Below are 17,625 nucleotides of genomic sequence, written 5' to 3'. Positions count from 1 at the left end.
GCCCCCTGTACAACGTCAGGCGTTAACAGGGGGCCCCTCCTTTCAGCGCTGCTTGAGGGGGACGACGACGAGGCGGGCGACGGACGTGTCACCGTTCTTCGCGCCGGCCACGCCGACCGTCGTGCCGACCTTGATGTCGCTGGACTGCACGGTCGTGCGCCGTTCGACCACCCGGAGCTTCTCGTCGAAGGTCCAGGTCACCGAGAAGCCGTCGGTGGACTTCACGGTCATCGACTTCGCGTCGATCGCGGTCACCTGGCCGCGCTGCACGGCGACGGTCTTCGTCCCGCCGTCCTTGGTCTGCACCACGACCTCGCCGTGCAGGGTGTTCTTCCGCAGCAGCACCCGGGCGCGGTGCCGCTTGCGCCACTCCTGCGCCCGCTCACCCCGCTTGTCCTGCGGGCCGGCCTGCTCACCGGGCGCGCCGGACGCCGAGGGCGCCGGGGCGGCGACCGGGTCGACGTCCAGCTCGGCGGCGTCGACACCGAGCGCGGCCAGCGCCTGGCCGTCCGCGCCCAGGGCGGCGGCCACCTCGACGGCGGTCTCCTTGGCCGAGTCCTGGGCGACCTGGGCCGGGCCGCATCCGGCGAGCCCGAGCGCGGCCGCGGCCAGCAGCGCGGTGACGCCGGTGACGATTCCCTGACGTGCCATCAGTGTTCCTCTCGTCCGTGGTGCCGTCAGCCTTCCCCGTGCACGCGAGCGGATCGTCAGGCCGATGTTCGGGTCAGGTAAGGATCGCCGGGCAGCCGGACGGTGAAGGCCGCGCCGCCCTCCGGGGCGTGCCCGGCCGTGATGTCGCCGCCGAGCCGCCGGACCAGCCCGGCGGCGAGCGCCAGCCCCAGGCCGCTGCCCACCTTGCGCACCCCCCGGTACCGCTGGTGCAGCGCCCCACGCTCGAACGCCACCGCCAGGTCGTCGTCGGTGAAGCCGGGTCCGCCGTCCCGGACCTCGACGAGGCCGCCCGACGCCGGGTCCGCGCCGGCCGCCCGGACCGCGAGCACCACGGGCGCCCCCGGGGGTACGACCCGCAGCGCGTTCTCCAGCAGCCCGTCCACCACCTGCCGGATCCGCCCCGGATCGGTGTACGCGGGCACCGGCGCGTCCGGCGCCTCCACCCGGAACGGCACGCCGACCGCCGCGCACCGGTCGGACCAGGTGCGTGCCGCGTCGGCGGCGAGCCGGGTCAGGTCGACCGGCCCCGGTTCCAGCGGGAAGTCGGCGGCCTCCAGCCGGGCCAGCGCCAGCAGGTCGCTGACCAGCCGGTCCAGGTGCTCGGCCTCGGCGAGCACGGTCCGGCCGGTGCCCGGCACGCCCTCGGCGTCGATGACCCCGTCGGCCAGCGCCTCGGCGTAGCCGCGAATGGCGGTGAGCGGGGTGCGCAGCTCGTGCGAGACGGAGAGCAGGAATTCCCGCTGCCGCCCCTCGCTGGTGGCCAGCGCGGCGGCCAGCCCGTTCAGCGCGTACGCCAGGTCGGCCACCTCGTCGGGCGGTTCGACCGGCACCCGCACCGCCCGGTCCCCGGCGCGCAGCCGCGCGGCGGCGGTGGCCGCGGTCCGGATCGGCCGGGCCAGCCGGCGGGCCAGCAGCAGGCCGGCGGCCACCCCGGCGGCGAGCCCGGTGAGCATCGGCAGCCAGAGGCTGAGCAGCACCTGCCGCCACGGCCCGTTGCGGGTCGGCCGGGCCAGCACGACGCCGTCCCCGCCGGGCAGCGCCCGCCCCTCGACCAGGGCCCGTTCGCCGCCGACCAGCCGCCGGCCGGAGACGTCCCGCCCGGCCGCGACCCGCTTCACCACCTGCGGGGGCAGGCCGGCGTGGTCGGCCTGGCCGGCCCGGACCAGGTACACCTGGATCTGCTGCTGGCGGAGCTGGCGGATGAGCCGGTCACCGGCGTTGTCCCGCTGGCGCACCGCGCGGACCCGGAGCACCTCGGCGGCGAGCCGGGCCTGGGCGGCCAGCGCCTCCTGGTCGCGCCGTTCCGCCCCGCGCACCGCCAGGGGCACCGCGACCAGCGCGGTGGCCAGCACGGACACCAGCGCCACCGCGCAGGTGACCAGCACCGCGCGGGCGGTCAGGGTGTGCGCGAACCGCCGCCGGGGCGGGGCCGGCGGGCCGGACCCGATGACCGGCAGCGCGACGGTGGGCTGCTCAGGCATCGGCCGCGTACCCGACGCCGCGGTGGGTCCGGATCACGCTGGCCGGGCCGAGCTTGGCCCGCACCTGCGCCACGTGCACGTCGACGGTCCGGGTGCCGGCGTGTGCCGCGTACCCCCAGACGCCGGCCAGCAGTTCCTCCCGGGTGAAGACCCGGCCCGGCCGGGCCATCAGGTGCGCGAGCAGGTCGAACTCGGTGGAGGTGAGCTGCACCGGGGCGCCGGCGGCGGTGACCGTGCGGCGGGACGGGTCGAGGGTGACCGCACCGACCACCCGGGGCTGCTCGGCCGTGGCGGGGGCGCCCGCGGTGCGGCGCAGCACCGCCCGGACCCGGGCCACCAGCTCGCGCGGGCTGAACGGCTTGGTCACGTAGTCGTCGGCGCCCAGCTCCAGGCCGACGATCCGGTCCACCTCGTCGTCCCGGGCGGTGAGGAAGATGACCGGCGTCCAGTCCCCGGCCTCGCGCAGCCGCCGGCACACCTCCGTGCCGGCCAGGCCGGGCAGTGCGATGTCGAGCACGCAGGCCACCGGGCGCAGCCGCCGAGCGGCGGCCAGCCCGGCGGCCCCGTCCCGTTCCAGGTGTACGCCGAACCCGTCCCGGGTCAGGTAGAGCCGGACCAGGTCGGCGATGGCCGGCTCGTCCTCCACCACGAGGACGAGCCCGCGCGGTGCGGCGTCGGCGGTCACCGGCCCATGATTACCGACCGGGGGCCGCCCGGAAGGTCAGGGGAGTGTTCGGATTCGGTAAGGAGCCGGTCAGCGGACCGGCGCGGGGCGGAACACGGTCGGGCGGGCGCCGGCCGGCGGCTCGCCGATGGTGGCGACCAGCCGCTCCGCGGGCGTCCGGAGCCGGGTCCGGAAGGCGTGGTTGAGCAGGGCGTCGAGCTGCCACACCTGCTTCGGGTGGTGGGTCCGGATGAGGAACCGCTCCCGGGCGCCGTCGATCGCGGTGGCCGCCAGCTCCAGGCTGTGCGACCGGGGGTCGGGGCTCCAGGTGACGTTGCTCAGCTCGCGCAGTTCGGTGTTGAGGTGCAGGCGCAGCCGGTGCAGGACCCGGGTCTGCCGGGTGACCACCAGGCGGCGGTGGGTGAGCAGCATGAGGTAGTCGCCGCCGATCGGGTGGTCCGGGCGGCTGCACCGGGTGACGAGGATGGTGGCGTCGCCGGAGCCGACGCACCGGCGGAAGACCGGCATGTGCCGGCTGACGGTCTGGGTCGCCAGGCCGGTCTCGGCGGCGGCCGGAAGGAACGTTCGCGAGAACACGTCCATGCAAGATGCAACGAGCATGTGAGCAGGGGTGATATGGGTCACTCCCGATTTCTGGAACTTCCACCCGTGCAAATCGCACCGCCGGTGCGACATCCGCTGCCGGCCCGGCGGAGCCCGTCAGGCCGGCGGGGCGGCGAACACCTCGCCGAGCCAGCCGGGGACCGCGGCCGCGTACCCGGTCCGCGCCGGATCGGGGGTGGCCAGAGCCCGCCGCCAGGACAGCGCCCGGCTCACCGTGGCGACCGTCATGGCCAGGCCGGCGGCCTCCCGCAGGGCCGCCCGGTCGTGCCGGTCCGTCCACGCCTCCAGGTAGGCGTCCCGCAGCCGGACCAGCACCGGGTCGCCCGGCGCCAGCCCGGCGCCGTGCGCCACCGAGTTGAGTGTCACGAGCAGCGTGGCGAACGGGTGGGCCACCGAGGCGTCCCCCCAGTCGAAGAAGCGGTAGCCGGCGTCGCTGACGAAGACGTTCCCGTCGTGCAGGTCGTCGTGCTGCACGCTGGCCGGGACGCCGAAGTCCGCCAACCGGCGGCAGGTCGCGGCGAACTCCGGCCGGTAGGCGCGCAGCCGATCGTGCAGGTCGGGGGTGAGCCCGTCCGGCTCGCCGAGCAGCAGGGCCTCGGAGTCGTCGAGCAGCCCGTCGAGGAGATCCGGCATCAGCTCCGGCCGGTGATCGGGCACCCCGGCGGCGAGCAGCCGGTCGACCCGCGGCGCGACCGCGATCTGCACCGCCGCGTACGCGGGCAGCACCCGCTCCCAGCGCGTCAGGTCCCCGGCGAGCACCTCGCGCAGGATCGGGCCGCCGTCGGGCAGCAGCGCCCAGCCGCGCGCGACGTCCACCGCGAGCGGGTCGAGCACCGCACCCGGGGCGAGCCGGGCCAGCTCGGCCAGGAGAGCCGCCTCGAAGCGGGTGCCCGGGTTGTTGGCCTTGAACCAGACCGGGCCGGCCCCGGTGGGCACCCGCCAGACCAGTGACCAGGGGCGGATCCGGGGCTCGACCGGGCCGGTCACGCGCCGGCCGTGCCGGCCCAGCGCGTCACCGACCCAGGCCAGCGCGGCGTCCCGCCACAGCGGGTCGGACCAGTCGGGTGTCGTCACGGTCGGCACGCTAGGCGCTGCCCGCGGCGGCAGCCAGCGATTTCAGAGCAGCTCGACGATGGTGGCGTTGGCCATGCCGCCGCCCTCGCACATGGTCTGCAGGCCGTAGCGGATCCCGTTGTCGCGCATGTGCTGGAGCATGGTGGTCATGATCCGGGCGCCGGACCCGCCGAGCGGGTGGCCGAGCGCGATCGCACCGCCGCGCGGGTTCAGCCGCTCCGGGTCCGCCTCGGTCTCCGCCAGCCAGGCCAGCGGCACCGGGGCGAACGCCTCGTTCACCTCGTACACCCCGATCTCCTCGATGCCCAGCCCCGCGCGGCGCAGCGCCTTCGCGGTGGCCGGGATGGGGGCGGTTAGCATGGTGACCGGGTCGTCGGCGGCGACCACGGCGGTGTGCACCCGGGCCAGCGGGCGCAGGCCGTGCCGGCTGGCCCACTCGCTCGTGGTGACCGCGAGCGCCGCCGCCCCGTCGGAGATCTGCGACGCGGACCCGGCGGTGACCACGCCGTCGGCCTTGAACGGGGTGGGCAGCTCGCCGAGCTTGGCGAGCGACGTGTCCCGCCGGATGCCCTCATCGGCGGTGAACTTGCCGCCGTCGGCCAGCGCCACCGGGGCCAGCTCGGGGTCGAACGCCCCGGCGTCCTGCGCGGCGGCCGCCTTCTCGTGGCTGGCGAGGGCGAACTCGTCGAGCTGGGTGCGGGAGAACCGCCACCGCTGGGCGATCAGCTCGGCCCCGACGCCCTGGTTGAACGGGAGCGGGCTGTCCTCCGCGACGCCCTCGACGCCGCGGTAGCGCTCCAGGATCGCGGCGCTGAACGGCATCCCGCCGGCCACGCTGGAGCCCATCGGCACCCGGGTCATCGACTCGACGCCCCCGGCGACCACCAGGTCGGCCTGGCCGGAGAGGACGGTGGCGGCGGCGAAGTGCAGCGCCTGCTGGCTGGACCCGCACTGCCGGTCGAGCGTGGTGCCGGGGACCGACTCGGGCCAGCCGGCGGCGAGGACGGCGTTGCGCGCGACGTTCCACGACTGCTCGCCGACCTGCGACACGCAGCCCCAGACCACGTCGTCGACCTGCTCGGGGTCGATGCCGGTCCGCTCGGCGAGGGCACGCAGCACGTGCGCCGAGAGGTCGACCGGGTGGACGCCGGCGAGGCTGCCCTTGCGCCGCCCGACCGGGGTCCGTACCGCACCGACGATGACCGCGTCACTCATGTCTACTCCCCGGTAACCTGGCTTGCCCCGATCCTACGTGCTGACCCGGGCGGTCGTCCTCCCCCGTTCCCGGGCCCGCCCGGCTGGCATGCTGGGGCGGTGACTCCACAGTCGTCCCCGGCCCCGCAGTGGCGGGTGTCGCCGGTGCTGCCGGCGGTCAAGGCGCTCGGCGCGCTCGTCCTGGTCACGCTGGGGCTGCTCTTCGCCGCCGAGGACCGGGTCCAGCTGGTGCTCGCCGGGCTGGCCGCCGCCGCGCTGCTCGGCTGGGCGCTGCGCGACCTGGTGGCGCCGGTGCGGCTGGCCGCCGACCCGGAGGGGATCACCGTGATCCACGGCTACGCCGGCCGCCGGCGGCTGCCCTGGGCGGCCGTGGAGGCGATCCGGGTGGAACGGCGTACCCGGCGCGGGCTCACCGCCGAGACGCTGGAGATCGACGCGGGCGAGTCGCTGCACCTGTTCGGCCGCTACGACCTGGACGCGCCGCCCGGGCAGGTCGCCGCCGCCCTGGAGGCCGCCCGCGCCGCCGCGCGCTGAGACCGGTCAGCCGGTCAGCGCGGCGGTGCGGACGAGGACCAGCCCGAGCAGCGCCACCAGCAGGATCGCCCCGCCGGCCGCCTGGAAGGCGGTGCGCCGCATCCGCGGGGCGTACGCCAGGACCAGGGCCATCAGCGCGCCGACCACCAGCCCGCCGAGGTGCCCGGCCACCGAGATGCCCGGCACGGTGAACGTGAAGATCAGGTTGATCACCAGGATCGGCACGATGGCCGAGGTGTCCCGGCCCAGCCGGCGCAGGATCACGAAGATCGCGGCGAAAAGGCCGAAGATGGCCGTCGACGCCCCGACCGAGGCGGAGTACGGGTTGCTGAACAGGTAGACCGCGACGTTGCCGCCGAGCCCGGCGATCAGGTAGAGCGCCAGGAAGCGCAGCGGGCCGAGCACCGCCTCAAGGGTCCGCCCGAGCACCCAGAGCGCCCACATGTTGAGCAGCAGGTGCACCACGCCGTAGTGCAGGAACATCGCGGTGACCAGCCGGTACCACTCGCCGGTAGCGACGCCGTGCGGCTCACCGAAGGCGACGTACGGGGCGTATCCCAGCACCCCACCCCAGTCGGTCAGCGGCGTCGACTCGCCCATCAGGCCACCGAGGCCACCGCCGGCCACCGCGCTCCCGCTACGGGCTGAGGCGATGGAGAGGACCATGACCAGCACGTTCAGCGCGATCAGGGTCTTCGTGACGTAGCCCTGGCGGCCGGCGGCACCGCCCCCGAAGGCGGTACGCGCCGGCCGCACACTGCGGCGTCCCTCGCTGACGCACTCCGGGCACTGGTGGCCGACGGAGGCGTCGCGCATGCACTCCGGGCAGATCGGCCGGTCACAGCGGGTGCACCGGACGTACGTCTCCCGGTCGGGGTGCCGGTAGCAGACCGGAGTGGTCGGCGCCGGCCCGCCTGTGGCGTCACCTGCCTGCCCGGAGCGCTCAGTCATGCGAGCAAAGGTACCCGCGTCACGCTCACGCCGGCTTGCGCTCGATCTCGACGCGCTCGATGACCACGTCCTGGAGCGGCCGGTCGCTCGGGCCGGTCGGGGTGTTCGCGATCGAGTCCACGACCTTCGCCGACTGCTCGTCGGCGACCTGGCCGAAGATGGTGTGCCGGTTGTTCAGGTGCGGCGTCGGGCCCACCGTGATGAAGAACTGCGAGCCGTTGGTGCCCGGCCCGGCGTTCGCCATCGCCAGCAGGTACGGCCGGTCGAAGCGCAGCTCCGGGTGGAACTCGTCGCCGAACTTGTAGCCCGGGCCACCGCGGCCGGTGCCGGTCGGGTCGCCCATCTGGACCATGAAGCCGCTGATCACGCGGTGCGAGATGGTGCCGTCGTAGTACGGCCCGCTGCCCGGCTGGCCGGTGCGCGGGTCGATGTACTCCCGGGTGCCCTCGGCCAGCTCCACGAAGTTGCGGACGGTCTTCGGCGCGTGGTTCGGGAAGAGCTCCAACCGGATCGGGCCAGCGTTGGTGTGCAAGGTGGCGTAGACAGCCTCGGCCACGGGTACTCCTCACTCGTTGGTCAGTTCCATGCGGATCCTCCCATGTGCCCGATCTGGCCATGCGGAGGCATCCGAAGGTGGAGGATGACGAAGGAACAACTCCCAGGAGGTGGGACCGTGTTTGGAATCGGGCGGCGCAAGACCCGGGGGCAGCTCGCGAAGGCCGAGCTGAACCAGGGCATCGGTCACCTGAGGCAGGCCGCCGCACACGCGGCAAAGGGTGCCGGCGCCACGGTCGGCCCGCGCGTCCAGGCAGCCCGGGGCGCCGTCGCGCCCACCGCGATCGTCGTCCGCGATCGGGCGTCGAGCGGCGTGGCATCGACGGTTGCCGCAGTCGCGCCCCTGCTCATGGCGATGCGGAGCGCCCAGGCCGAGTCCGCCGGCAAGGCCCTGGCCGGCCGGAAGGCCGCCGCCGCCAAGCAGGCCGCGATGAGCAAGAAGGTGAAGGCGAAGAACATGAAGGCCGCGAAGAAGAAGCAGAAGAGGTCCCGCGGCATGACCACCGGCCTGCTGGTCGCCGGCACGGTCGCCGGCCTGGCCGGCGCGATGGCCATGCGCCGCCGCCGCGAGCAGCAGGAATGGGCCGAGTACGACCCGACGGGCAAGCTGGAGCCGATGCGAGAGGACGTAGACACGATCGTGGTGGAGACTCCGGACGCGACGGCGAAGGTCACCCAGGCCGGGCCGACCGGCGCCGGCAGCTCGGCCGTCGCCGGCAGCGGCAGCGCCTCGACCGCCACGTCGAGCAGCCAGCCGGTGATCCAGCCGAACGACAAGGTTCCCTCGGTCGCCGAGGGCGCCCGGGACGTCAGCGGCCGCCCGGCGGACGACGTCACCAAGGCCACGCAGAACGGCCGGAACACCGCCAAGTCCAGCGGTCGTCGCTGACCCGACGGTCACGGAAAGCGCCGGCGTGCGGGGGTTGCCCCGCGCGGCCGGCGCTTCCGTCTGCCAGGGTCAGAGCCAGCCGTTGCGGCGGAACCAGCGGTACAGGATGAACGACAGGCCCAGGTTCACGGCCCAGATGCCCGGATAGCCGTAGGTCCACTTCAGCTCCGGCATGTTCTCGAAGTTCATGCCGTAGATGCCCGCGATCGCGGTCCACACCGCACCGATCGCCGCCCACGCGGCGATCTTGCGCATGTCGTTGTTCTGGTCGACGGTGACCTGCGCCAGCCGCGCCTGGAGGATCGAGTTGAGCAGGTCGTCGTAGGAGTTCACCTGCTCGACGGTGCGACTCAGGTGGTCCTGCACGTCCCGGAAGTAGCGCCGCACCTCCTGCGGCACCTCCCGGTTGACCTGCGAGGTGAGGGTGAGCAGCGGGCGCTGCAACGGCACCACGGCCCGCTTGAACTCCACCAGCTCCCGCTTCATCTGGTAGATCCGCTGGATGCGCCCACTGCTCTGCCGGTCGAAGACGTCCGCCTCCAGCACGTCGAGGTCGTCCTCCAGCCGGTCGGCCACCTCCAGGTAGAGGTCCACCACCCGGTCGGTCACCGCGTACGCGACGGCCCACGGGCCGTGCAGCAGCAGGTCCCGCTTCGCCTCCAGGTCGGCCCGGACCGGCGACAGCCGGCAGGCGTCCCCGTGCCGGACGCTGATCAGGAAGTTCGGCCCGATGAAGAGCATCACCTGGCCGGTCTCCACCACCTCGGAGTTCTCGGTCAGCTCCGTGTGCTCGCAGTAGCGGGCGGTGCGCAGCACCAGGAAGGCCACGTCGCCGAAGCGCTCCAGCTTCGGGCGCTGCTGGGCCTTGACCGCGTCCTCGACGGCCAGCTCATGCAGGCCGAAGGTGGCCGCGATCGCGGTCATCTCCTCCAGCTCCGGCTCGTGCAGGCCGAGCCAGACGAAACCGTTCCGCTCCCGGCGGGCGGCCGTCAGGGCGTCGGCGTAGGTCCACTCGCCGGGCCGGCGCTCGCCGTCGACGTAGAGGCCGCAGTCGACGATCCCGCTCCGGGCGGAGCCGGCCGGCTGGGTCGTACGCGGAGAGCCGTCGGCGTTGAGGATGCGGGACATGGCGCGTACCGGTGCCGCCCAGGCCCGTGGTCTGGGCGCCCGGTCGCCGTTCTGCGCGCCGCTGCGGTCGCGTGCAACCCGGTCCGTCATCTCGCCCCCTCTCCACGAAGCTGCGGCTTGCAGGCTACGCCGGTCGGGACGAGGCGCAGCGCGGGCGAGCACGGGGTGGGCGGCCGGACTGCGATCCGCGTCACGCCCGGCGAGAGAGCGGTGACGGCGCCGGGCGGGCCGGCCGCGTCAGGGGGGTGAGGGGCGACACGGCCCACCCGGCACCATGGGGGCGGGAGTTGTGCTGTGCGCGCCGACGGCCCGGACGGGGTAGCCCGTGGCTCCCCGGTCGGCGGACCGGTCACCGAGGAAAGGTGAGCGGCGCTCGCAGCATTGTGGGTCGCCGGCCGGCCCAGCGGGAGAGCCGGACCGGCCGGTATCGCCTTTCTGTCGGAAACCCGACAGACAGTCAGCCTCGGACGGCCGCCACCGCCTCCGCCAGCCGCCGGACGCCCTCGTCGATCCGGTCGGCCGTCACTGCGGAGAAGGCCAGCCGCAGCGCGTGCCGGCCGCCCTCGATCATGAAGTCGCTGCCCTTGACCACCGCGACGCCGCGCTCCGCCGCCGCCGGGGCGAGCCGGTCGACCTCCACGTCCTCGGGCAGCTCGATCCAGAGGAAGTAGCCCCCGTCCGGCTCCACGAACCGGGCCTCGGGGATGTGCCGGCGAAGCGACTCGGCCAGCACCACGGCGCGCTCACCGAGCGCCGTCCGCACCGTGTGGATCGACCGGTCGATCTCGCCGGAGACACAGAACTGGTGCACGATCGCCTCGGAGACCATGCCCGGCGAGATGTACAGGTTGGTGGCCCGCTTGGCGATCTTCGCGATCACGTCGGCCGGGCCCACCAGGTAACCGACCCGGACGCCCGGGCAGACCGTCTTGGTGAAGCTGGAAGCGTGCACCACCACGCCCCGCGTGTCCATCGACAGCATCGAGGGCAGCGGCTCACCCCGGAACCGGATGTCCGCGTACGGGTCGTCCTCGAAGATCGTGAAGTCGTACTCGGCGGCCAGGTCGAGCAGCTCACGACGCTTCTCCAGGGAGAGGGTCACGCCGGCCGGGTTCTGGTAGTTCGGGATGACGTGGGCCAGCCGCGGCCGGACCCCCGACTCCAGCAGCTTGCGCAGCTCGGCGGTGTCCAGGCCGTCCGGCTGGATCGTGACGCCGTGGATCTCGCTGCCCATCTGCTGGAGGTTGAGCAGCGTCCGGTCGTACGTCGGGCGCTCGACCACCACGGCGTCGCCCCGGCGGACCAGGTGGTCGAAGAGGAACGCGTCGGCCTGGAGCGAGCCGTTGGTGATCAGCACCTGGTCGGCCTCGACGCCGTGCTTCTCCGCGATCCACTTCCGCAGGGGCGGGTAGCCGACGGAGGTGCCGTACGCCGTGATCCCGGCGGGGTCGGCGTCGAAGGCGCGGACGGCGGCGGCCTTGAGCCCCTCGACATCGACGATGTCCAGCGAGGGAGCCCCACGGGCGAAGGAGATCAGCTGCTCGGCGGTCATGCGCACGAGCCTAGGGCCTGGTCCGGCGGGTCCGACCGCCATACACGCGAAGTTCAACATGCGGGCGGCCGCTCCGTCCACCAGGGCCGACGCGAATTCGAAACGAGTTCACGGCTGTCTACCATCCGACCGGAAGCTGGCGCCGGGACCACCGGCCGCCGAAGGTTTGCGGGTCGCGGCAGGCCCGGGGAGACAGGTGGTGAGGCTCGTGACGCAGGACGACGCCGGACGGCTCGACGACCAGCAGTTCGCGCAGTGGCTGGCCGGCCGGGCGGGCGAGGCGCTCACCGCGCTGCGGGCCCGGCAGGGCTTCGCCGACCCGAAGGCGCTCAAGGACGCCGGCGACCGCGCGTCGCACGAGCTGATGACCGCCGCGCTGGCCCGCTGGCGGCCCGCCGACGCGGTGCTCTCCGAGGAGGAGGCCGACTCGCGCCGGGCCTGGGCCGACGGCGAGCGGGCGCCCCGGCACGACGCCGACCGGGTCTGGATCATCGACCCGCTGGACGGCACCCGGGAGTTCTCCGAGGCCGGGCGGGACGACTGGGCGGTGCACGTCGCGCTCTGGCAGCGCTCGGCCGCGCCGGACGGCGCCCTGGTCGCCGGTGCCGTGGGCATGCCGGCCCGGACCACCGTGGACGGTGACCAGCTCATCCTCGGCACCGCCTGCCCGACCCCGAAGGCGGTCGACGGGCCGATCCGGATCGCGGTGAGCCGCAGCCGCCCGCCCGCCTTCGTCGGCGAGCTGGTCGAGTTGCTCGGCGCGCAGGCCGTCCCGATGGGCTCCGCCGGGGTCAAGGTGTGCGCCGTGGTGACCGGCGAGGTCGACGCGTACGTCCACGCGGGCGGCCAGTACGAATGGGACAGCGCCGCCCCGGTGGCGGTGGCCCTGGGCGCCGGGATGCACGCGTCCCGGATCGACGGGTCGCCGCTGCGCTACAACCGGGCCGACCCGCGCCTGCCGGACCTGCTGGTCTGCCGCCCCGAGCTGGCCGACCGGCTGCTCGACGCGATCGCCCGCACCGGGGTCGAGATGCCCGCTTCGACCGTCACCGACACCCCGGGTGGGGCGTTCGGCTGAGTGTTGCGGTACGCACGGCCCAGGTGACCGGAGGATATCGTCGGTCGGAATGCACGTCCGACCTGAGCCCCGAGAGACGGGCCACCGCCAGCCAGGGAGGGTCATGCCGGCCGAGCGAGACCAGCACAACGCCTTCGGACAGCCCACCGGCCTCTGGCCGGGGCAGGACGTCCCGCGCCAGCAGGGCGCGCCCGTCCTGCCCTGGCCCGAGGCCGCGCCGCCGGTGCCACCGGCCGAGGCCCGATCCGGCCTGCCCTGGCCGGAGACCGGGCCCGGTCACGCCGACCCCGACCCCCGGTGGGCCGGGGCCGACCGGGGACACGCCTGGCCGGCGCGGCAGGCCGGCCCGGCCGAGCACCCCGACGCCGATCCGGGGGCAACCTGGACGGCGGACGCCGACTGGCCGCCGCACGGCGGGCAGCAGGACTGGCCGCCACCGGGCGGGGAGCACGACTGGCCGCCACCGGGCGGGGCCGCCGACTGGGCGGGGTACGGCGGACCCGGTGACCGGACGCCCCAGGCCGGGAACGCCGACTGGGCGCCCCAGGGCAACGACACGGAATGGACGCCCCAGGGCGTTCCGGCCGATCTCGCGCCACCGGCCGGACCCGGCGGCAACGGCGGCTGGGGGCCGCCCGCCGGGCCCGGCCCGGAGGCCGGTTGGGCCGAGGGCGCGCCGGCCGCCACGGCCACCCTGCCCGGGCCGCCGCCGGAGGACGTCCGGGCCGAACCGCGTACCCGGCCCGGTGCCGGTAGCGGCGACCAGCCGCCGCCCCCGCCGATCGCGCCGGCCCCGACGCCGCCCGGGGGATCCCGGCGCCGGTGGCGAATCGCCGTCGCCGCGGCCCTCGTGCTCGCCGTCGCGGGCGGCGGCGCCGCCGTGGCGGCCCTCCGGCCCGATCCGACCCGGCAGGCCGGCGAGGCGCCGCGCACCGCCGGGCCGGCGCAGTCGGCCGGCCCGAGCGGCGCAGCCACGCCCGGCGCCGCCACCCCGAGCGCGGAACAGGGCCTCGGCGGCAAGCCCGGCGCGTCGCCGTCGGCCTCCACCGGCAACACCCCGGGCTTCGCCGGCACTCGGCTGACCCTGCCCGGCGCGTCGATCGGCGTGCAGAACGGGGAAAGCTTCGGCCAGGCGCTCAGCCGCTCCGACCGCACCTTCGGCAAGCTGCGGATGGCCCGCGTCTTCTTCCCCGGGCTGCCACCGGCCTGGAACGGCAGCCGGGCCGACGTCGTGGACCGCACCGTGGTGGTCTCCTTCAAGGCCTCGCCGCAGGACATCAACTCCGGCAAGTACGACTCCCGGCTCTCCTCCTGGTTCGCCTCGATCCCGCGCGAGCACAACGTGTACTGGTCCTACTTCCACGAGCCCGAGGACGACGTCGAGCGCGGCGCGTTCACCACGGCGGCGTACCGGACGGCGTGGAAGCGGGTCGCCGGTCTGGCGAACCGGGCCGGCAACCCCAAGCTGATCAACACGCTGATCCTCATGTGCTGGACGCTCGACCCGAAGTCCGGGCGCAGCTTCGACGCCTTCTACCCGGGCGGCGACGTGATCGAGACGCTCGGCTGGGACTGCTACAACTGGGGCGCCAAGTGGAAGCGGTACGCCCCGCCGCAGGAGATCTACGGCGAGATGATCAGCAAGTCCAAGGCGCTGGGCAAGCCCTGGGGCGTCGCCGAGACCGGCAGTGACCTGGTGCCGGGCGACTCGGGCAGCGGGCGGGCCAACTGGATCCGCTCGATGACCGGCTTCCTCAACGGCCAGCGGCCGGAGTTCGTCGCCTACTACAACCAGGTGGTCAGCCAGGGCGACTTCCGGCTGCTCGACCAGCCGAGCATCCAGGCGTGGAAGTCCTTCTGCGTGGCCTGACCCCGCGCAGGGAAAACGGGCGGGCGACCGGCTGGTCGCCCGCCCGTTTCGCGCGTACGGCTCAGATGCCCCGGCCGCGCTTGTGCAGCGTGCGCAGCACCCTGTCGGCCTGCACGGCCCGGCTCGCCACCGCCAGCGCCAGGTAGGCGCGCGGCTCCCGCGGGTTGCGGGCCAGGGTGCGCCGGGCCCAGCGGACGGCGTCCCGCCGGTTGCCCATGGCCGCCTGGGCGAAGGCGATCTGACCCGCCACCCGCGCCTCCCCGTGCGGCACCGTGGCGAACTCCGGGTAGCGGCGCAGCAGCCACTGCAACGCGGTCGAGATGGTCTCCCAGCGCTGCGCGAAGTACGACCGCTTGTGCCAGCGGACCAGCACGTACGGGCTCTCCACGTTGACCAGCGGGGCGTACCGGGCGGCCCGGAGCAGGAACTCGTAGTCCTCCGCGTAGCTGCCCGGGATCTGCTCGTCGACCAGCCCGATCGCGTCGAGCAGGGCGGCCCGGCGGATCAGGAACGTGGACGGGTGCAGCTCGGTGAGCCGGTCGCGGAGCAGCGCCTCCAGCGACACCCGGGAGCGGTCCAGCGAGCGGTCGACCGTGCGGTCGTCGTAGCTGACCCGGATGCCGCAGCTCACCAGCGCGCCGTCCGGGTGCACGTCGAGCGCGCCGAGCTGGGCGGCCAGCTTGCCGGGCAGCCACTCGTCGTCGTCGTCGCAGAACGCGACCAGGTCGCCGGTGGCCGCCTCGATGCCGGTGTTGCGCGCCCCGGCCAGCCCCGGGCTGCGGGTGTTGGTGATGACCCGGATCCGCCGGTCGCCCCGGTCCAGCTCCAGCGACCGGTCCGGCTCGGACTGGTCGTAGACCACGATGGCCTCGATCAGGCCCGGGTGCGCCTGGCTGAGGATCGCGTCGAGTGCCGCGCGCAGCAGCTCCGGACGGTCCCGCGTCGGTACGACGACCGAGATGCTCGGCCCACTCATGCTTTCTCCACGGACTCGTCGGAACCCCGCTGGCCCAGGTAGCCGTAGCGGACTCGGAAGGGCAGCGTGGCCAGGCTGACCACGGCCCGGCTGCGGCGCGGCAGGCGGCTCCGCCACGCCTCGTCCCGCCGCACGGTCAACGGCCCGCCGCTGAAGCGCAGCGGGTTGCCCGCGATGCTGTGCGCCCGGAACGGCGCGGCCGGCGGATCCGTCAGGATGCGCAGCGCCTCGGGGTCGTCCGGCAGGCCGGCGAACTCCCGGAGCCGCCGGACCGTGCCGGCCGGGTCGGCGGTGAAGTCCTCGTAGCGCAGCCGGAGCACCTGCGCCCGGGCCGCGAGCAGGTGGAACGCGGCGTTCTGCGCGGTCCACAGCTTGCTCACCTCGAACGGCGAGAAGGTCGGCATGAAGTCCTCGCCGTCGACCACCTCCGGCCGGCGCACCTGCTTGCCCCAGGAGTACGCCACCGCCCGGCTGTCCCGGACGAGGTGCAGCACCCGCAGGTCGAGCCCCTCGGCCCAGCGCAGCGCGAAGGCGAGCGAGGCGTGCTTGCTGGAGTCGACCACCACCCGCGCGCCGGTCGCCGCGAGGGCGGCCCGGTAGATGCGGGTGTAGAGGTCGGCGTAGCGGCGGACATCGGCGAGCTGCTCGGCGGAGAGCGAGTTCTTCGCCAACCGGGGGATGTGCCGGGTCCGGTCGACGCGGTCCTTGAGCGCCAGCACGTCGTCCCGGTCGACGGCGGACCAGCCGCCGAACGCGTGCTCACCCACCCGCTGCCAGAACGGGCAGGCGGTGAAGCGCTCGCCGCAGCCGCACCGCTCGTCGGCGCCGAGCGCGCGTTCCCAGAGGTGCACCACCTCACCGACCGCGCACACGTCGGCACTCTGTGCCAGCAGGAGTTCCAGCAGGGTCGAGCCGCTGCGGCCGAGGCCGCCGACGAAGAGGACGCGGGGCTCGGCCTGCTCCGGGGCGCTCACCGGCGTCGCCCGCCGGCGCGCTGGCGTACCCGGCGCGCCACCAGGCCGTCGATCACGGCGCCGACCCGGGCCACCGCCTCGGCGCGCGGATCGGGCCGGCCCGGGTGCGCGGCCAGGGCGAACCGGGCCGGGTCGGCCAGGCCCTCGTCGAGGGCGGCGACCAACTCGGCCTCGGACTCGCAGAGGCAGACCATGCCGGCCGCGCCGAGCCGCCGCGAGAAGAGCTGCTGATGGTTGTCGACGTGCTCGTCGTGGGTCGGATCGCGGGGCACCACGATCGGCAGGTGGCCGGTGCGCCGGGCCTCGGTGATGGTCGCCGGGCCGCCGTGGCTCACCACGAGCGTCGACTCGGCCATCGCCCGCTGGAGCTCCTCGTGGCCGAGGAACGGGGTGGCCTCGGGCAGCGCCGGCGGGCGGCTGTGGCCGTACTGGAGGACGAGCCGGACGTCGGGCCGCTCGGCGTGCCACCGCTCCAGCCAGCCCACCAGCCGGTCGAAACGGTGCACGTCGGTGCCGACGACGACCAGCACGTAGGGCACCGGCCGCCCGTCCCGCTGCCGTGGCACATGAACATTCACAGCGCCACCTTCGTGCGCGACTGCGGGGCTCGCAGGACCGGCTCACTCCTCGCGCTCACAGCGCCACCTTCGTTCGCGACTGCGGGGCTCGCAAGACCGGCTCACTCCTCGCGCTCACAGGAGGTTCCCCACGACGGTCGCCTCCGGGTACATGCGGCGCTGCTCCTCCCACTGCACGAGCATCGCGGAGAGGAAGGGGCGGCAGAGCCGGGCGGTCAGCGTCGCGCTGTCGATCCGGTCGTAGACCTCGATGTAGACGGTCGGGATCCGGCGCAGCCGGGCCGCGACCACGAACGGCAGGGCGACCCCGGCGCCGGTGGTGACCACGGCGTCGACCCGGCGCCGGCGGATCACCTTGAACGCGAGGAAGGCGTTGCGGACCAGGTTCGGGACGTTCCGGGTGGTGGGGTGGTGGGCCCAGACCACGTCCTCGCCGTCGAGCAGCGAGCGGGCGTCCGGGGTGTCGAACGTGACCCACGCCCGCTGCCGCTCCCGGTACCACGGCTCCAGCGCCAGGAGCTGGGCGAGATGCCCGCCACTGGAACCAACCAGCAGGACCTGCCCCGAGTCGTCGATTGACCCGCTCACCAGAATGTTCCTCCCCGTACGCCGCGACCACGTCCGGATTTTCGTGAATGACCCTCGGACGCGCCATGACAACCTACTGGCGCGGGGGTGGACAACTGAAGGGGCCGTTGGACGGATCCCGGCCGACCGGTCGGGTCACCCGGGGATTCCCGTGGACGGGATCGGGCGGGGGCTGCGAGGACCGAGGTCAGGCCGCGTTCCACCGTCATGGCGGGCCGGGCC

General features: G+C 74.4%; 18 protein-coding genes. 4 read left to right on the top strand and 14 right to left on the bottom strand.

Going from position 1 to position 17,625, the window contains the following annotated elements; genetic code table 11:
• Positions 1 to 42 precede the first annotated feature (42 nt).
• The 6 genes from ABZS80_RS05895 to ABZS80_RS05870 all read right to left on the bottom strand — a co-directional run bounded on the left by ABZS80_RS05895 (position 43) and on the right by ABZS80_RS05870 (position 5,730).
• Positions 43 to 651 carry a hypothetical protein gene (locus ABZS80_RS05895; protein WP_355054634.1) on the bottom strand — a complete coding sequence of 203 codons (609 nt, stop codon included), beginning with the start codon at positions 649 to 651 and terminating at the stop codon, positions 43 to 45.
• Positions 652 to 707: 56 nt separating this feature from the next.
• The gene (locus ABZS80_RS05890; RefSeq protein WP_355054633.1) at positions 708 to 2,153 is read right to left on the bottom strand and encodes a HAMP domain-containing sensor histidine kinase; all 1,446 of its coding nucleotides are present in this window, start codon (positions 2,151 to 2,153) and stop codon (positions 708 to 710) included.
• Positions 2,146 to 2,838, bottom strand: coding sequence for a response regulator transcription factor (locus ABZS80_RS05885; protein ID WP_151465131.1), 693 nt, complete (start codon positions 2,836 to 2,838; stop codon positions 2,146 to 2,148). The genes ABZS80_RS05890 and ABZS80_RS05885 overlap by 8 nt, the downstream gene beginning before the upstream one ends.
• A 69-nt stretch (positions 2,839 to 2,907) precedes the next feature.
• Positions 2,908 to 3,420, bottom strand: coding sequence for a hypothetical protein (locus ABZS80_RS05880; protein WP_355054632.1), 513 nt, complete (start codon positions 3,418 to 3,420; stop codon positions 2,908 to 2,910).
• A gap of 117 nt (positions 3,421 to 3,537) precedes the next feature.
• Positions 3,538 to 4,515, bottom strand: coding sequence for a phosphotransferase (locus ABZS80_RS05875; protein WP_355054631.1), 978 nt, complete (start codon positions 4,513 to 4,515; stop codon positions 3,538 to 3,540).
• A gap of 42 nt (positions 4,516 to 4,557) precedes the next feature.
• Positions 4,558 to 5,730 (bottom strand): acetyl-CoA C-acyltransferase, encoded by a 1,173-nt coding sequence (locus ABZS80_RS05870; RefSeq protein ID WP_151465134.1) that lies wholly within the window; start codon positions 5,728 to 5,730, stop codon positions 4,558 to 4,560.
• A 99-nt stretch (positions 5,731 to 5,829) separates the two neighbouring features.
• On the opposite strand from ABZS80_RS05870, the gene ABZS80_RS05865 reads away from it, so the two are divergent.
• Positions 5,830 to 6,264 carry a PH domain-containing protein gene (locus tag ABZS80_RS05865; RefSeq protein WP_355054630.1) on the top strand — a complete coding sequence of 145 codons (435 nt, stop codon included), beginning with the start codon at positions 5,830 to 5,832 and terminating at the stop codon, positions 6,262 to 6,264.
• Positions 6,265 to 6,270: 6 nt separating this feature from the next.
• Here ABZS80_RS05865 and ABZS80_RS05860 read toward each other — a convergent pair whose 3' ends face one another.
• Together ABZS80_RS05860 and ABZS80_RS05855 are read right to left on the bottom strand one after the other, a co-directional pair.
• Positions 6,271 to 7,215 (bottom strand): rhomboid family intramembrane serine protease, encoded by a 945-nt coding sequence (locus ABZS80_RS05860; RefSeq protein ID WP_355054629.1) that lies wholly within the window; start codon positions 7,213 to 7,215, stop codon positions 6,271 to 6,273.
• Between the two features lie 25 nt (positions 7,216 to 7,240).
• Positions 7,241 to 7,771: a peptidylprolyl isomerase gene (locus tag ABZS80_RS05855; RefSeq protein WP_151465136.1), complete on the bottom strand. Its 531-nt coding sequence runs from the start codon at positions 7,769 to 7,771 to the stop codon at positions 7,241 to 7,243.
• An 84-nt stretch (positions 7,772 to 7,855) separates the two neighbouring features.
• On the opposite strand from ABZS80_RS05855, the gene ABZS80_RS05850 reads away from it, so the two are divergent.
• Entirely contained in the window at positions 7,856 to 8,659 is an 804-nt protein-coding gene (locus tag ABZS80_RS05850) for a hypothetical protein (protein WP_355054628.1), read from the top strand.
• Positions 8,660 to 8,728: 69 nt separating this feature from the next.
• Here the strand turns inward: ABZS80_RS05850 and corA are convergent, their stop codons facing one another.
• Both corA and ABZS80_RS05840 read right to left on the bottom strand, forming a co-directional pair.
• Complete coding sequence (corA, locus tag ABZS80_RS05845; protein WP_355054627.1) at positions 8,729 to 9,877, bottom strand: magnesium/cobalt transporter CorA; 1,149 nt, start codon at positions 9,875 to 9,877, stop codon at positions 8,729 to 8,731.
• Between the two features lie 367 nt (positions 9,878 to 10,244).
• Positions 10,245 to 11,339: a PLP-dependent aminotransferase family protein gene (locus ABZS80_RS05840; RefSeq protein ID WP_355054626.1), complete on the bottom strand. Its 1,095-nt coding sequence runs from the start codon at positions 11,337 to 11,339 to the stop codon at positions 10,245 to 10,247.
• 199 nt (positions 11,340 to 11,538) lie between these two features.
• On the opposite strand from ABZS80_RS05840, the gene ABZS80_RS05835 reads away from it, so the two are divergent.
• Entirely contained in the window at positions 11,539 to 12,417 is an 879-nt protein-coding gene (locus ABZS80_RS05835) for a 3'(2'),5'-bisphosphate nucleotidase CysQ (RefSeq protein WP_355054625.1), read from the top strand.
• A 103-nt stretch (positions 12,418 to 12,520) separates the two neighbouring features.
• Positions 12,521 to 14,287, top strand: a complete 1,767-nt coding sequence (locus tag ABZS80_RS05830; protein WP_355054624.1) for a hypothetical protein — start codon at positions 12,521 to 12,523, stop codon at positions 14,285 to 14,287.
• A 61-nt stretch (positions 14,288 to 14,348) separates the two neighbouring features.
• Here the strand turns inward: ABZS80_RS05830 and ABZS80_RS05825 are convergent, their stop codons facing one another.
• From ABZS80_RS05825 to ABZS80_RS05810, 4 genes are all read right to left on the bottom strand, one after another.
• Positions 14,349 to 15,263, bottom strand: coding sequence for a glycosyltransferase family 2 protein (locus tag ABZS80_RS05825; RefSeq protein ID WP_355054623.1), 915 nt, complete (start codon positions 15,261 to 15,263; stop codon positions 14,349 to 14,351).
• Complete coding sequence (locus tag ABZS80_RS05820) at positions 15,260 to 16,237, bottom strand: sulfotransferase (protein WP_355054622.1); 978 nt, start codon at positions 16,235 to 16,237, stop codon at positions 15,260 to 15,262. The genes ABZS80_RS05825 and ABZS80_RS05820 overlap by 4 nt, the downstream gene beginning before the upstream one ends.
• Positions 16,234 to 16,815: a glycosyltransferase gene (locus ABZS80_RS05815; RefSeq protein ID WP_355054621.1), complete on the bottom strand. Its 582-nt coding sequence runs from the start codon at positions 16,813 to 16,815 to the stop codon at positions 16,234 to 16,236. Before ABZS80_RS05815 ends, ABZS80_RS05820 begins: the two co-directional genes overlap by 4 nt.
• A 114-nt stretch (positions 16,816 to 16,929) precedes the next feature.
• A complete protein-coding gene (locus ABZS80_RS05810) occupies positions 16,930 to 17,406 on the bottom strand; it encodes a UDP-N-acetylglucosamine--LPS N-acetylglucosamine transferase (protein ID WP_355054680.1) in 477 nt (158 codons plus the stop codon).
• Positions 17,407 to 17,625 lie beyond the last annotated feature (219 nt).

The sequence above is a fragment of the Micromonospora sp. NPDC005305 genome (genome assembly GCF_040607315.1).
Taxonomy (GTDB): domain Bacteria; phylum Actinomycetota; class Actinomycetes; order Mycobacteriales; family Micromonosporaceae; genus Micromonospora.
The sequence above is the reverse complement of the archived record's forward strand: the minus strand, read 5'-3'. Positions and strand labels throughout refer to the sequence as shown.